Origin of the sequence: Flavobacterium sp. 102 (genome assembly GCF_003634615.1) — a bacterium.
GTDB lineage: Bacteria > Bacteroidota > Bacteroidia > Flavobacteriales > Flavobacteriaceae > Flavobacterium.
In genome coordinates, this window is the sequence record NZ_RBKX01000001.1 from 2,286,254 (window position 1) to 2,301,823 (window position 15,570).

The 15,570-nt window shown below is 35.7% G+C and carries 12 protein-coding genes; 6 read left to right on the plus strand and 6 right to left on the minus strand.

The window, feature by feature from the left end:
- Positions 1 to 8: 8 nt before the first annotated feature.
- The 4 genes from C8C84_RS09945 (at position 9) to C8C84_RS09960 (ending at position 5,657) form a co-directional block, all read left to right on the plus strand.
- Positions 9 to 1,289 carry an amidohydrolase family protein gene (locus tag C8C84_RS09945; protein WP_121313499.1) on the plus strand — a complete coding sequence of 427 codons (1,281 nt, stop codon included), beginning with the start codon at positions 9 to 11 and terminating at the stop codon, positions 1,287 to 1,289.
- A gap of 152 nt (positions 1,290 to 1,441) precedes the next feature.
- Positions 1,442 to 1,624, plus strand: coding sequence for a CAL67264 family membrane protein (locus C8C84_RS09950; protein WP_121313500.1), 183 nt, complete (start codon positions 1,442 to 1,444; stop codon positions 1,622 to 1,624).
- 49 nt (positions 1,625 to 1,673) lie between these two features.
- Positions 1,674 to 3,368, plus strand: coding sequence for an energy-dependent translational throttle protein EttA (gene ettA, locus C8C84_RS09955; protein WP_121313501.1), 1,695 nt, complete (start codon positions 1,674 to 1,676; stop codon positions 3,366 to 3,368).
- 78 nt (positions 3,369 to 3,446) lie between these two features.
- A complete protein-coding gene (locus C8C84_RS09960; RefSeq protein ID WP_121313502.1) occupies positions 3,447 to 5,657 on the plus strand; it encodes a response regulator in 2,211 nt (736 codons plus the stop codon).
- Here the strand turns inward: C8C84_RS09960 and C8C84_RS09965 are convergent.
- Positions 5,654 to 6,910 (minus strand): DEAD/DEAH box helicase, encoded by a 1,257-nt coding sequence (locus tag C8C84_RS09965; protein WP_121313503.1) that lies wholly within the window; start codon positions 6,908 to 6,910, stop codon positions 5,654 to 5,656. The two genes, C8C84_RS09960 and C8C84_RS09965, sit on opposite strands and share 4 nt — an antisense overlap.
- Before the next feature lie 122 nt (positions 6,911 to 7,032).
- On the minus strand, positions 7,033 to 8,070 hold the full coding sequence (locus tag C8C84_RS09970) for a formimidoylglutamase (protein WP_121313504.1): 1,038 nt from the start codon (positions 8,068 to 8,070) through the stop codon (positions 7,033 to 7,035).
- Between the two features lie 107 nt (positions 8,071 to 8,177).
- On the opposite strand from C8C84_RS09970, the gene C8C84_RS09975 reads away from it, so the two are divergent.
- A complete protein-coding gene (locus tag C8C84_RS09975) occupies positions 8,178 to 9,062 on the plus strand; it encodes a hypothetical protein (RefSeq protein ID WP_121313505.1) in 885 nt (294 codons plus the stop codon).
- Between the two features lie 49 nt (positions 9,063 to 9,111).
- Here C8C84_RS09975 and hutI read toward each other — a convergent pair whose 3' ends face one another.
- Complete coding sequence (gene hutI / locus C8C84_RS09980) at positions 9,112 to 10,350, minus strand: imidazolonepropionase (RefSeq protein WP_121313506.1); 1,239 nt, start codon at positions 10,348 to 10,350, stop codon at positions 9,112 to 9,114.
- Positions 10,351 to 10,418: 68 nt separating this feature from the next.
- Between hutI and corA the strand changes: the two genes are divergently transcribed.
- Entirely contained in the window at positions 10,419 to 11,489 is a 1,071-nt protein-coding gene (gene corA / locus C8C84_RS09985; protein ID WP_121313507.1) for a magnesium/cobalt transporter CorA, read from the plus strand.
- Here the strand turns inward: corA and nhaA are convergent.
- From nhaA to C8C84_RS10000, 3 genes are all read right to left on the minus strand, one after another.
- On the minus strand, positions 11,486 to 12,634 hold the full coding sequence (gene nhaA, locus C8C84_RS09990) for a Na+/H+ antiporter NhaA (RefSeq protein ID WP_121313508.1): 1,149 nt from the start codon (positions 12,632 to 12,634) through the stop codon (positions 11,486 to 11,488). The genes corA and nhaA overlap by 4 nt on opposite strands.
- Before the next feature lie 64 nt (positions 12,635 to 12,698).
- Positions 12,699 to 14,645 (minus strand): OmpA family protein, encoded by a 1,947-nt coding sequence (locus tag C8C84_RS09995; RefSeq protein ID WP_121313509.1) that lies wholly within the window; start codon positions 14,643 to 14,645, stop codon positions 12,699 to 12,701.
- Positions 14,646 to 14,658: 13 nt separating this feature from the next.
- The gene (locus tag C8C84_RS10000) at positions 14,659 to 15,570 is read right to left on the minus strand and encodes a type IX secretion system membrane protein PorP/SprF (protein ID WP_121313510.1); all 912 of its coding nucleotides are present in this window, start codon (positions 15,568 to 15,570) and stop codon (positions 14,659 to 14,661) included.

A 15,570-nucleotide genomic window follows, 5' to 3' on the forward strand; every position in this document is an offset into this window, starting at 1 on the left:
TTATTCTGATGAAAAAATTATTACTCTTTGCGTCATTTTTAATTACTCCCATTTTATTTTCCCAAGAAACTTATATCCATTGTGGCAAACTTATCGATACTCGAAACGGTAAGGTGTTAACGAATAAAACGATTGTCGTTTCAGGAAAAAGTATTAAAAGTATTGATGATGGTTTTTTGAATACAACAGATTCAACTATAAAAGTTATCGATTTGAAAAGTAAAACGGTAATGCCGGGATGGATTGATATGCATGTGCATTTAGAAAGCGAAACCAGTCCAACGGCTTATTTGGAAGAATTCACTCTTAATGAGGCCGATGTAGCTTACAATGCTGAAGTGCTTGCTAAAATTACACTAATGGCTGGATTCACAACGGTTAGGGATTTAGGCGGAAGCGGTGTCAATGTGTCTTTGAGAAATGCAATCAGAAGCGGTAAAATAGTTGGGCCAAGAGTATTTACTGCCGAAAAATCTTTGGCTTCAACCGGTGGACATGCTGATCCAACCAGTGGCTACCGAAAAGATTTGATGGGCAATCCCGGTCCAAAAGAAGGTGTGGTGAATAGTGTTGAAGATGCCAAGCAAGCCGTTCGTCAACGTTATAAAAATGGTGCCGATTGGATTAAAATTACAGCTACAGGAGGTGTTTTAAGTATGGCCAAGAGCGGTTCGAATCCGCAATTTACTGAAGAAGAAATTGCTGCAATAGTCAGTACAGCCAAAGACTATAATATGAAAGTAGCGGCTCATGCCCATGGTGATGAAGGAATGCAACGTGCAGTAAGAGCCGGTGTAAAAACTATAGAGCATGGTACGGAAATGAGCGAAGTCACTATGGATTTAATGATAAAAAACAACGCCTATTTAGTACCAACTATAACAGCAGGAAAAACAGTAGCTGAAAATGCTTTGAAAGCTGATTATTATCCGGCTATTATAGTTCCTAAAGCTTTAGCCATTGGACCAAAAATCCAAGCAACCTTTGGTAAGGCATATAAAAGAGGCGTGCCCATCGCTTTTGGTACCGATGCAGGTGTTTTTGAACACGGGCTAAATGCCAAAGAATTTATTTACATGGTTGAAGCCGGAATGCCAATAATGAAAGCCATTCAATCGGCAACGATTACCAATGCATTTTTATTGGATATGGACAAGCAAATCGGTAGTATAGAACCGGGTTTTCTAGCCGATATTATTGCAACTGAACTTGACCCAACACAAGATGTCAATACGGTGTTGAAGGTGATTTTTGTAATGAAAGAAGGTGTAATTTACAAAGGTAATTAGTCAAAAGGAAAAAGGGATAAGGGAAAAGCATGATTTGCTATTATAAAGTAATTTTGCGGTTTACTTTTCTTATCCCTTTTCCCTAATCCCTTTTAACTGATAATTCATAACTTTTCACTAAATTTGCTCTCCTAAAAATAAACACCACAGATATGGCAATGAATAAAAATACAGTCTTAGGCTGGGCCACTTTTATAATGATAATTATGGGATTGTTACTAATTGCTTTAGGCGCATTTCGTTATGATGATACAGCCGGTTGGGGATTTGGGGCTGTAGGTGTTGGTTTTTTAGCCAATGCTTGGGTATTCAGTTCACTCAAAGGAAGAGTATAAATCTAATAATCCAAAAATCTAATATTCTAACAATCTAATTAATAAAAATATGTCAGATGATAAGAAAGTGATTTTCTCAATGCAACGTTTGAGTAAATCATATCAAGGAAGTGATAAACAAGTATTAAAAAACATCTATTTGAGTTTTTTCTATGGTGCCAAAATCGGTATTCTAGGTCTTAATGGTTCGGGAAAATCTTCGTTGTTAAAAATCATTGCCGGAGTAGATAAAAACTACCAAGGGGATGTTGTCTTTCAACCGGGTTATACCGTAGGTTATTTAGAGCAAGAACCACAATTAGACGATACCAAAACCGTTATCGAAGTCGTTCGCGAAGGCGTAGCTGAAACGATGGCAATCTTAGACGAATTCAACAAAATCAACGATATGTTTGGTTTGCCGGAAGTGTATGAAGATGCCGATAAGATGCAAAAACTGATGGACAGACAAGCGGATCTTCAGGACAAAATTGACGCTGCCGGTGCTTGGGAAATCGACAACAAATTAGAAGTTGCTATGGATGCGTTACGCACTCCTGAAAGTGATACACCAATCAAACATTTATCAGGCGGGGAGAAACGCCGTGTGGCTTTATGTCGTTTATTATTGCAACAACCTGACGTGTTATTATTAGATGAGCCAACCAACCACTTGGATGCAGAAAGCGTTCTTTGGTTAGAGCAACATTTAGCACAATATGCCGGAACTGTAATCGCAGTAACGCACGACAGGTATTTCTTAGATAATGTAGCCGGCTGGATTTTGGAACTGGATAGAGGTGAAGGTATTCCTTGGAAAGGAAACTATTCTTCTTGGTTAGATCAAAAATCTAAACGTATGGAACAAGAAGAAAAAGTAGCTTCCAAACGCAGAAAAACACTTGAGCGTGAGTTGGATTGGGTTCGTCAAGGTGCTAAAGGTCGTCAGACCAAACAAAAAGCGCGTTTGCAGAACTATGACAAACTTTTAAACGAAGACCAAAAAGAACTCGACGAGAAATTAGAAATCTACATTCCAAATGGTCCGAGGTTAGGAACCAACGTGATTGAAGCGAAAGGTGTAGCCAAAGCTTTTGGAGACAAATTATTATACGATAATTTGAACTTTACTTTGCCACAAGCCGGAATTGTTGGAATTATTGGGCCAAATGGTGCCGGTAAATCAACTATCTTCCGTATGATTATGGGCGAAGAAAAAGTGGATTCAGGAGAGTTTTTAGTCGGCGATACCGTTAAGATAGCTTACGTTGATCAAGCGCATTCGAATATTGATGTGAATAAATCAATTTGGGAAAACTTCTGTGACGGACAAGAATTAATCATGATGGGCGGAAGACAAGTAAATTCGAGAGCTTATTTATCTCGTTTCAACTTTGGCGGAAGCGATCAAAATAAGAAAGTAGCCGCCTTATCAGGTGGTGAACGTAACCGTTTGCATTTGGCCATGACCTTAAAAGAAGAGGGAAACGTGTTGCTATTAGATGAGCCAACGAATGATTTGGACATCAATACGCTTCGGGCGCTGGAAGAAGGTTTGGAGAATTTTGCCGGTTGCGCTGTAGTAATCAGTCACGACAGATGGTTCTTGGACAGAATTTGTACACACATCTTAGCTTTTGAAGGAGATTCAGAAGTATATTATTTTGAAGGTGGTTTCTCAGAATATGAAGAGAACAAAAAGAAGCGTTTAGGTACTGATGTTACACCAAAACGAATCAAATATAGAAAGTTGATTAGAAATTAACGATAAACCTAGAAAATCCTGAGCAATCAGGATTTTTTTTTGAAAAAAACTTTATATTTGACTCTTCTAACTAACCCAATGAATAAGATTAAACTCAATAGTTTACTTTTATTTTTACTTCTTACTTTAACCAACGTTTATTCGCATGATAATAATGCGGAGAAAGAAGTAATAAAAAAACACCTCAATCAAGCGGTTGTTGATTTTAGTGATGCGAATTATGACAAAGCACTCGAATTTTCAAAACTAGCTTTGGTTAAGGCCTTTGCAATTAATGATGATTTGTTAATTGCACAATCCTACAATACCATTGGTGCTATCTTTAATGAATGTTCAGAAACTGCGAAAGCTATTGAGTTCTACAATAAAGCTTTAGTGTATGCCAAGAAACTGAACAACGATAAGCTCTTCAATTGGATTTACGGTAATTTAGGAAGTGTGTATTACTTCAGTAATATTGATGTTAACAAAGGTATTAATTACTACAAAAAATCACTTTATTATGCTGTTAAAATTAAAGATACAGATCAAATTGAGTACACCAAACTAAATTTAGCCAGCGCTTATTTTGCTATTAAAAAATATGATTTAGGAAATGAGCAAATTAATAGCATTAAGGCACAAATTCTTAGTAAAGACAATGAAGAAGCCAAAATGTCATTGCATTTGCTACTAGGGATTTATGCCAGTAATAACAATGAAAAGGAAAGAGGAGAACAACATTTTTTTACAGCGAAATCCATAGCAGAAAAAAATAAATTCGACGCTTTTTTGATTAATATTTACGAAAATCTGGTTCGCCACTATAAACTTTATAAAGACGATGCCAATGTTCAGTTGTATCAAACGAAACTAAATTCACTCAATAATATAGTCTATTCCAAAGATAAATTGGACAACCTGAAAAAGGCTGCTGCTCAAATTGAATTACAGGAATACAAGATTCATCTTGGGAAAATTGAAAAAGAAAATGAGCAACAACAGAAAACGCTGAAAGACTCTAAGCTTATCGTTATTCTTTTTATTGTAATTCTTATCATTTTATTATTGCTGTTATTGACTTTGTATAAAAATATTAAGCTTAGAGAGCAAGCCAATTTAGAATTAACTCAAGCCAATGAAGCTTTAAAATCTGCCAAAGAAAAAGCCGAAGAAGCTTCCCAACTCAAATCACAATTTGTATCAACAATTACTCATGAATTGAGAACACCGTTGTATGGCGTCATTGGTATTACCAATATTATTACCGACGAACATAAGGAATTGGCCAATAGTCCACATCTTAAATCGCTAAAATTTTCTGCCAAATATTTATTATCGTTGGTGAATGACATTCTTCAAATTAATAAAATTGAAGAGAAAAGAGTGGTTTTAGAAAGTTTGATTTTCAATCTCACAGATGAAATTACAACCATTAAAAATTCAGTGGAATATATAGCGGATAAAAATAATAATAAGTTAAGCGTTGAAATTGACACCGCTATTCCTGAGTTTTTAATTGGTGATAAACTTCGACTTTCTCAAATCATCATGAATCTGCTAAGCAACGCTTTGAAATTTACTAAAAACGGAGAAGTTACACTTATTGCTGATTTAAAGGAAGTGGTTGATAAAAAGTATTTTATCGAATTCAAAGTTAAGGATACCGGAATCGGAATTGCCAAAGAACACCAAGACAAAATCTTTGATAAGTTTGTCCAAATAGAACGCAAAGAAGAAGATTACCAAGGCACCGGACTAGGATTGTCAATTGTTTCTCGATTGGTGCAACTTTTTGATAGTGAAATTCATTTGGAAAGCGAGGAAAATGTTGGGACTACTTTTTTCTTTACCATTGGCTTAGTCTATGACGAAGAAAAATCAAGAGAGATTATCAACAACATAGAAGTTGATTTGTCTGATACGCATTTGTATAATATTTTGGTTGTAGAAGACAATAAAATCAACCAGATGGTAACCAAAAAAATTATCCAAAATAGTAATATGAGTTGTACTATCGTGGATGATGGTTACGCGGCAATAGTGGCATTGGAACGAGAAAGATTCGATTTAATTTTGATGGATATCAATATGCCTTTGATTAATGGCTTTGAAACGACTCGAAAAATCAGAGAAAAAGGGATTACTATACCGGTAATAGCTTTGACAGCTTTCGATAAACAAGAAGTTACCGAAGAAGCTATTTCAGCCGGAATGAATGATATTATGGTCAAACCATTTGAACCTTCAAAGTTGTTCCAGGTGATTTCCAATAACATTAAGAGTAGAGAAAAAGAAAGCGTTGATTAATACCAACGCTTTTTATTTTTCTTAGAAGCTTCCGATTTTCTGGAATTATTATTGGTTCCTTCGGGTTTCTTTTTATTTCGTAAATCAGGTTTCGCATCCGGATTTGGTTCTTCATCTTTCCATGGAAACGGATGGTCTTTTATGGTTTTAACATTGACTTTAATCAATTTCAAAATATCTTTCCAATACGGTTCTTCGTCTTTTCCGCAGAATGAGATTGAGATTCCGCCATTTCCGGCACGACCGGTTCTACCAATTCGGTGAACGTAAGTTTCCGGAATGTTTGGCAAATCAAAGTTGATTACATACGGTAAACTTTCAATATCAATACCACGAGCCGCAATATCAGTAGCGACCAAAACGGTAATTTCTTTGTTTTTAAAATTGTCCAAAACCCTTTGACGAGCGGTTTGCGATTTGTCTCCGTGTATTGCCTCAGCATTTACGCCGTGCTTCTTTAAAGCCTTAACCACATTGTCAGCGCCGTGTTTGGTACGAACAAAAACCAGCACATTGCTCAAATTTTCATTGCGTATCAAATGGTAAAGTAAACCACGTTTGTCTGATTTGTCAACATAATAAATCTGCTGCTCAATAATTTCCGCCGTAGAAGAAACAGGAGTCACCGAAACATATTCGGGTTTGTTTAAAAAAGTATCCGCCAATTCACGAATCGCCATGGGCATCGTTGCCGAAAACAATAAAGTTTGTCTGTTGGTTGGAACTAATTTCACAATCTTTCTAACATCATTGATAAAGCCCATGTCCAACATTAAATCGGATTCATCTAAAACCAAATAATGCAAATGATCAAAATCAATAAAACCTTGTTTGTGTAAGTCCAATAATCTTCCCGGAGTAGCAATTAAAATATCAACGCCTTTTTTCAATTGGTCCACTTGCGGTACTTGAGAAACACCACCAAAAATGGTTAGTTGTCTCAAATTGGTGTATTTTCCATAAGTATCAAAACTTTCGCCGATTTGTACGGCTAATTCACGTGTTGGCGTCACAACCAGGCAACGAATTTGTTTTGTTTTTTTGGACGAACCTACCATTCTGTGTAGGTTGTGTATAATTGGAATCGCAAAAGCAGCTGTTTTCCCTGTGCCGGTTTGGGCACAACCTACCAAATCTTTTCCCGCTAAAATAAAAGGAATTGCTTTTTCTTGAATAGGCGTAGGGCTTGTATATCCTTCTTCAAAGACTGCTCTTTGGATACTATTGGATAATGATAAATCTTCGAATAACATAAATTAGGATTACGATTAAGTGTAAACCGCCGCAAAGATAGCATTTTATAAGTTATGAGTTATGAGTTATGAGTTAGGAGTTGTTTTCTGAATTCATAACTCATAATTTATAATTCATTAACTCAAATAAGTTCTTTTCTCGACTTAATAAAATCAGTTACCAAATAACCAATCAATTTCCCGATAAGATGGTTGTTTTTTTCTTCGCCCAAATCTGGTGCACCTTCGCAAATATGGATATAACTCGCATTTTTGTTTTTTCCAAAGAAAGAAACAAATTGGCGTAATTCTTCAATCGAAAAACCGCTCATGGTCATAGCGCTACTGGCAATATTGGGTAAAGAGTCTAAATCAATTTCAATGCCGTAAGCATCGTTTTTGATGAAATCATACGCCGTGTTTAACTCTTGTTGGAAGTTTTTTAGTTGGCGTACTTTGATCTCGTCATAAGTATTGTAGTTCACGCGGTCTTCCATTTTTTTTAAAATATCAATCACGTTTTTTGAAGTGTAATTTTCGTGCAAACCAAAGATGAAGTATTTCTTCAAAAAGCCTTCTTCATACGCATAAGAAAAGCCGTTGCCGCTGTGTCTTCCTTCTAAAATTCTGAAATCGGAATGGGCATCAAAATTGATAGCATTGATGGGTTTGCCCAATCCTAATGCAGTTCCTTTAATATTTCCGTAAGCATTGTTGTGTCCGCCACCAATGATAATTGGCGTTTTACCACATTTGATAATGGTAGTTACAAGATGCACCACTTCTTTATCAATTCTTTCAACGAGTGTACTTAGTAATTTTCTATCGGCGGTTATATGAAAGTCAAGATCTTTAGCTTCTTCCATTTCTGCTGATGCATCTAGTTTGCCCAATACTACAATTTGGCTTCCTTTGCAAAAACGATTGTGCTGAATGTTAGCAATACTGCTAATCGCGCTTTGCCAAGCCGAAGCCGCTCCGGGACGACCAAAATTGGCACGAACGCCAACATCTTCGGGAATTCCCAACAAAACGTATTTGGCTTCGCATCTTTTTAAAAAGTCGACATAATTCTCACCTTTTGGAATAGTCAGCATTTTTTCGCCAAATTTTACTTCGCCACTTCTGTGGTTGGTAACCTTAGCCAAATCGGTAATTGTGAAAGGAATCAATCTTTCCATTTGAAGAATATTTGCTCAAAAATATAATTTAATTGCTTATTTAACGTTACTATAATAATTATTATTACTTTATATTATTACTTTTGTTAAAATTAAAACTACAATTTATGGAAAATCAAAACGGTAATTCAAAACTTAAGGCAATCGTAGCAATCTTAGCTATATTATTAGTGGGCAGTTTGGTTTATATTTTCAAATTGACTTCAGATGCGAAGGCATTGGAAACAACAGTCGTTGAAACAAAATCTGAAAAAGAAGATGTTTTAAAAGATTTGGCTGAACTAAAAGCTACTTATGATACTGCTATAGCTGAAAACACTTCTATGTCTGATGAATTAATTGCTGAAAGAGATAAAGTGGTTAAACTAATGACCGAATTAAAATCTGCCAAAGGTGATAATGCTTCTTTGAGAAAGTACAGAGACCAATTCAAACAAATGGAGCAAAAGATGAAGAATCTGATGCAAGAAGTAGAAGTTTTGAAAGCTCAAAACCAAGAATTGACAACTGATTTAGACAGTACGAAAGTTATTTTGGAAGATTCTAAAAAATACAATCAAGTATTGGTAGGACAAAATGAAGAATTAGCAAAAACGGTTGAAAAAGGTTCAAAATTGACTGTTACTAATTTGAAAACAGCGGCTTACAAACAAAGAAGTTCAGGAAAACAAATTGAAACAGATAAAGCCAGCAGAGCTGACTTGTTGCAAGTTGCCTTTACCATCGCTGAGAACAAAATTGCTAAATCAGGAGATAAAGTTTACTATGTTCAGGTGATTGATGCTAAAAACAATGTTTTAGGAGATAAAGCAACGATTTCGTTTGGTGAAGTTTCTTTGACATACAGTTTCACAACTACTGTGAAATACGAAAACAAAACGGTAGATGTAAAAGAGCAATTACCGGGTAAAGATTTTGCTAAAGGGACTTACTTTGTAAATGTATTTGACAAAGGTGAATTGGTTTCAAAAAGCAGTTTCTCTTTAAGATAAACGATAATTAATTAATAGAAATGAAAGTCCTGAGTAATCGGGACTTTTTTTATACCATTACTTTTCCGTTGAGGATGACTTGTTCAATTAGATTGCTGCCAAAGGCATACGGCAATTCATAATACGAATTAAGTGGTTTTGTGATAATCAAATTGGCCGATTTACCAACGGTAATACTTCCATGAGTTGATGACAATCCCATAGCGTAAGCACCATTGATAGTTGCTGCATTAATAGCTTCTTCCGGAGTCATTTTCATTTTGATACATGCCGTTGCAACTACAAAATTCATATTCCCCGAAGGTGTTGTTCCCGGATTAAAATCGGAAGCTAAAGCCAAAGGCAAACCTGCCGAAATCATTTTTCTTGCAGGAGTATAAGGAATACTGATGAAATAGGAACAGCTCGGTAAAGCAACGGCTATCGTTTCTGTGCCTTTTAAAGCTTCAATGTCTTCATCAGTTACAATTTCGAGATGATCTACCGAAAGTGCGTTATGCTTTACGCAAGCGGCAATGCCATTGATGGCGGTGAATTGGTTCACATGTATTTTTGAACGCAACCCGAATTTTTTTCCGGCTTCCATAATTCTTTCCGTTTCTTCGACGGAGAAATAACCCGTTTCCAAAAAGGCATCGATGTAATCGGCTAGTTTTTCTTCAGCAATTTTGGGTAACATTTCGTTGAGGAGCAAATCGATATAAGCCGAATGATTTTCTTTGTATTCTAATGGAAAAGCGTGCGCACCAAGAAAAGTAGCTTTGATAGCAATCGGATAGTTTTGTGCCAATTTCTTAATGACACGAAGCATTTTCAATTCACCTTCAACTGTCAAACCGTAACCCGATTTGATTTCGACCGCGCCTGTTCCTTGCTGGATGACTTCTTCTAAACGTTTTTTGGATTGGTTATAAATGTCGCCTTCTGATGTTTCGTTCAGTTTTTTGGCCGAATTCAAAATGCCGCCACCGCGATTGGCAATTTCTTCATAAGTCAGGCCGTTGATTCTGTCTACGAATTCTTGTTCTCGATTTCCGGCGTACACAATATGGGTATGACTGTCACACCAACTTGGTAACACAATTTTGCCTGTCGCATCAATTGTTTTATCAGCATTGATTTTGGGACAATCGTTCATTGACCCAAAAGCCGCAATCGTATCATTTTCTATCAAAAGAAACGCCTCTTTAATCGAAGGCAAAATGGACATTTCGCTACCGGAAACTTTATCGATGTTAGTTTCTCTAATTTGCAATAATTCTTTGATGTTGATGATTAGCGTTTGCATACAATGATTTTTGGTAAAAATACTTTGAAAAAAATAAATATGCTTAATTTTAAACAAATTTAGAATTCGTGAGAAAAATAAAATATAAAAAGGGGAAAAAAGTTCAGCCAACATTTTTGGATTATACCGGAGTTCATAAGGAAACCAAGACCGAAATGCAGTTGTTTGTTTATGATACGGATGACTTGACGGAATATAAAGAATTTACCCAAAGCCAATTGGGGAAATGTATCGAATTGTCAAAAGTGAACTGGCTTAATATTCACGGATTGAATAATACAGACGTTATCAAATCGGTTGGTGACTTTCTGAATGTGGATAATTTCATGTTAGGTGATATTTTGAATACAACCAAGCGAACCAAACTTGATGAATATCATGACATTTTGTTTTTCAATATCAAATCGATGTTGCCTGTTGAAAATAGTGACAACATTAGTGTAGAGCAAGTTAGTTTTTTGTTGAAGAATGGTGTTTTGGTTTCGTTTCAGGAAAAGCGAAGCGATTTTTTTACTCACATTCGCGAACGTATCAGAACCCATTCGGGTATTGTTAGAGATAAAAAAGCAGATTATCTTCTGTATTTGTTATTAGATGCTATTATGGAAAACTTCTACATTACAATTGAAAATGAGGAAGACAGAGTAGAAGCGTTGATAGACATTTCAAAAACCAGTACTAATCCCGAGATTTTGGAACAAATTGAAAAGCATCGCGATAATTTTAATTTTCTGAAACGGTCTATTATTCCGCTGCGTGATTCGTTGTATTCAATCAAAAGCATGAAAGATGATAATGTTTTCAATGCGATTGAGACTGAAAATTACAGTTTCTTTTCAAGGTTGCATCAAAAGTGTTTAGAGCTTTTGGAACAAATTGAATACGATTTGACTTCACTGGAAAGTGCTTCCAGTTTTTACTTTTCGACCCAAAATCAAAAGCTGAACCAAGTGATGAAAACTTTAACTGTGGTTTCGGTGTTCTTTATGCCTTTGACCTTTATTGTCGGTGTTTACGGAATGAACTTCGATAACATGCCGGAACTGCATTGGAAATACGGTTATTTCTATATAGTTGGATTCATGTTCTTTTTGTTACTGGGAATGATTTATTATTTCAAAAAGAAGAAATGGTATTAGTGTTTTGATTTTTGTTTTTTGAGATTTATTTTGAGATAGACCAATCCAATTATTCCTGCAATTAAAGACGAAACCAGAATCATGATTTTGGAATTGTCAATGTGTTCACCGTCGGAAAAGGCGAGTAGTGTAATAAAAATGGACATGGTGAAACCAATTCCGCCCAGAAAGCTAACTCCAAAAATAGATTTCCAATTCAAGTCTTCAGGAAGTTGGCTAAACTTTAATTTTACCGCCAAAAAGCTAAACAACCATATACCAACCGGTTTTCCAACAATTAATCCTAGCGCAATGCCCAAGGTATAATTATGGCTTAAAGCATAGTGCCAATCGGAATTTAAGATAATTGCAGTATTGGCTAAAGCGAACAAGGGTAAGATTAAAAAGGCTACAGGTTTATGCAGAAAATGTTGTAAAATATAGGAAGTTGATTTTTTGTTTCCGTTTCCAAAAGGAATAGCAAAAGCCAATAAAACTCCGGTAATGGTAGCATGCACACCTGAATTCAACATAAAATACCACATCACCACACCTAAGAGTAAATAGGGAATAAGGTTGCGTACTTTCAGTCTGTTCATTACTAGTAAGATTGCAAAAATACCTAAAGAGATTAGTAAATTGCTCCAAACTAAATCTTTGGTGTAGAAAATGGCGATGATTAAAATGGCACCTAAATCATCGATAACGGCCAATGCAGTTAAAAATATTTTTAGTGAAATCGGTACTTTTTTTCCTAATAACGACAAAATCCCCAACGCAAAAGCAATATCTGTCGCCATTGGAATTCCGGCTCCCGATTGGGTATCGGTTCCATAGTTTAAGAATAAATACAATCCGGCTGGAACGATCATTCCGCCTATTGCTGCGAATATTGGAAGTAAGGCGTTTTTGAGATTAGAGAGTTCACCGGCATAAATTTCTCTTTCCAATTCTAACCCAATCAGCAAAAAGAAAATGGTCATTAGACCGTCATTAATCCAATGCTCAAAGGAATGACTTCCAATTTGCATATGCCAAATACTCAGGTATTCTTCACTCCAAATGGAATTGGTTAATAATAAAGAAAGTAGGGTACAGCCTATAAGCATAAATCCGCCTGCTTTTTCACTGTCAAAGAAGTCGTTGAATAGTTTGGTAATTTTCATGTTTCAAATATAAAAAAAAGCACCCGAAAAAGGGTGCTTTAAAATATTTATAAAGTTAAAGGAATTATAAACTTGTGATGATAAATTCACTTCTTCTGTTTAGCTGATGCTCTTCTTCTGTACATTTCACATCATCAGCGCATTTGTTAACCAATTCTGTTTCACCCAGACCTTCAGAAGTTAAACGATCAGCAGCAATGCCATTTTTGATTAACCAATCTTTGGTAGATTTTGCTCTTCTGTCAGATAATTTTTTGTTATAAGGATGAGAAGCACGGCTATCGGTATGTGAACGAATATTGATTTTCATAGATGGATTTTGGTTCAATACATCTAATAATTTAGCTAAATCAACTGCAGCATCCGGACGGATATTCCATTTGTCTAAGTCGAAATAGATAATGTTAATTTTGAAACAATCCGCTAAGTCGTCACCAATTTTAACGCGACAAGTTTTGGTTTTAAGCTCGATGTTTAACTCTGTTTTTCCTGAGTCAGAACCGATGATAACCGGCACTTCTTTGGTTTCATAATCTTCAAGCGAAGCGTTTACATAGTATTTAGTACCACATTCAACGTCTAAGAATTCATATTTACCTTCAGCATCAGAAACGGTTTCTTTTAGCTTATTGAATTTTTCATCCATAAGAATCAATTTGGTATTTGGTAATACCGCTTTAGTATCTTCATCAGTAATGACTCCAAATAGAATTTGGTCACAGAAAATAGGACGAGTTTCTACAAATTTGTAGATATCATCACTTCCTTGTCCGCCATCTCTATTGGAACTCACGAAACCTTGTTTTGTTTTAGAGTTGATAATAAATCCGAAATCATCTTTAGAACTGTTTCCTTCTTCACCAATGTTTAAAGCGTCTTTAAAGTCTAAGCTACCGTCTTTAGGAACTCTGGTTACAAATACATCTAAACCACCCAATCCCGGTTGGCCATCAGAAGCAAAGTACAATTCATTGTCATCGGAAATAAAAGGATAAGTTTCTCTACCTTCGGTATTGATTGATTTACCTAGATTTTCGGGAGTTCCCAAACTTCCATCTTCGTTGATTTTTACTCTAAAAAGATCTGATTGTCCGAAAGTTCCCGGCATATCTGAAGCAAAGTATAACGTTTTTTCATCCGGAGATAGGGTAGGATGCGCCGCCTGATAACTATCGCTGTTGAAATTTAACGGCGTAATGTTTATCCATTTTCCTTCATCGTCAAGGTTGGCTTTATAAATTTTTAATAAAGTTACTTTATTAGCATCAAAACCTCTTCCGTCTAAGTAGTTATTTCTGGTGAAATAAACTGTTTTTCCGTCTTTGGTAAAAGCTGGAGTATCTTCATGGTATTTGGTGTTGATTTTTTTACCAAATTTATCTACTCCGGTTAATCCACCGTCTTCCCCTAAAGCGGAACTGTATAGATTAGTAAAGTACTGCCCGGTCCAAGTGTGGATTCTTTTAGAGAAATTTCCGGTATCACGAGCAGAGGTAAAAATTACCTTTGTGCCCATGTAAGCAGGTCCATAATCAGAATACTTAGAGTTGATTCCGGCATCTTCAATTTTATAGCGACCTGAATTCTTTTTGATTTCTGCTAAATAATCTCTGCCTTTAGCAAACTTCTGACCTCTAAGTGTATTACCACTTTTATCATTGAATTTAGCCATCATAGCATCTGCTTTCGGATAGTCTTTAACTGCTCTTAAAGCTTGTGCATAGCGATAATAAAATTCCGCTTCTTGATCAGGATTGGTTGCGTATAGCTCGCTATACCATTTGTTTGCTTTTTCTAAATCAGCATTGAAATAGTAGGCGTTACCAATTTTAAGTAACATATCAGGAGATTTATATCCTTTTTCATAAATGCGTTCGTAAGTCTTAATGGCATCAATGTAGGCGTATTTATCATACTCCTTATTACCTTTTACTTCTGTTTTACCAACTTGTGAATAAGTGTTCACAGTAGCGAAAGTTAATAGTACTAAATATATAATTTTATTTTTCATAATCGTTGTGTTATTAGAAGAATCTAGGTGATACCAATTTACTAACTCTATTGAACAACTCAAAACGAAGGAATACCTCATGAGAACCAGAGTTATAGTTTTTCAATTGAGTAGTTTCTCTATCGTAACTGTAACCGATGAATAAACCATCAGTTACTTGAAATCCGGCTAAAGCACTTATTGCTGCATCCCAACGGTAAGCTGCGCCAAGCATTAACTTATCAAAGAATAAGAAGTTAGCAGAAGCATCAACCTGAAGCGGTGAACCGGTGACTAATTTCGTCAAGAATGCTGGTTTAAATTTAACCGAAGGAGAAATATCGAATACATAACCTCCAATAGCATAAAAATTCATTCTCTCTTGAAATACAGCTACTTCGTTGTCATTGTATTTTGAGTCTTGTAAAAAGTTAGGTACCGAAAGACCAAAGTACAATTTATCAGAGTGTAAATATACACCGGCACCGAAATTCGGAGAAAATTCATTGCTGAAATTTTGAAGATTTGGATCGCCTGCATCAGCTGGATTTAAATCATTTACGTCTAGGTTAAATAAATTACCACTGGCTTTGATACCAAAGGACAATTTGTAAGTTTCAGACGTTTGTATAGAATAAGATAAATCAGCTGAAATTGTATTGTCTCTGGTAGGACCGATTTTATCACTTACCACCGATAAACCAACACCTAAATTACTATTGTTAATTGGAGTATTAATAGAAAAAGCGTTAGTTGTTGGCGCTCCGTCTAATCCTACCCATTGGGTACGATGTAATCCGAAAATACTCATAACTCCTCTCGATCCAGCATAAGCGGGATTGATATTGATCGTGTTATACATGTATTGGGTATACTGTGCGTCTTGCTGAGCAAAACCAGTATAACACGTTAACATCAAAGCGAAAATTAAAATTTTTGTTTTCAT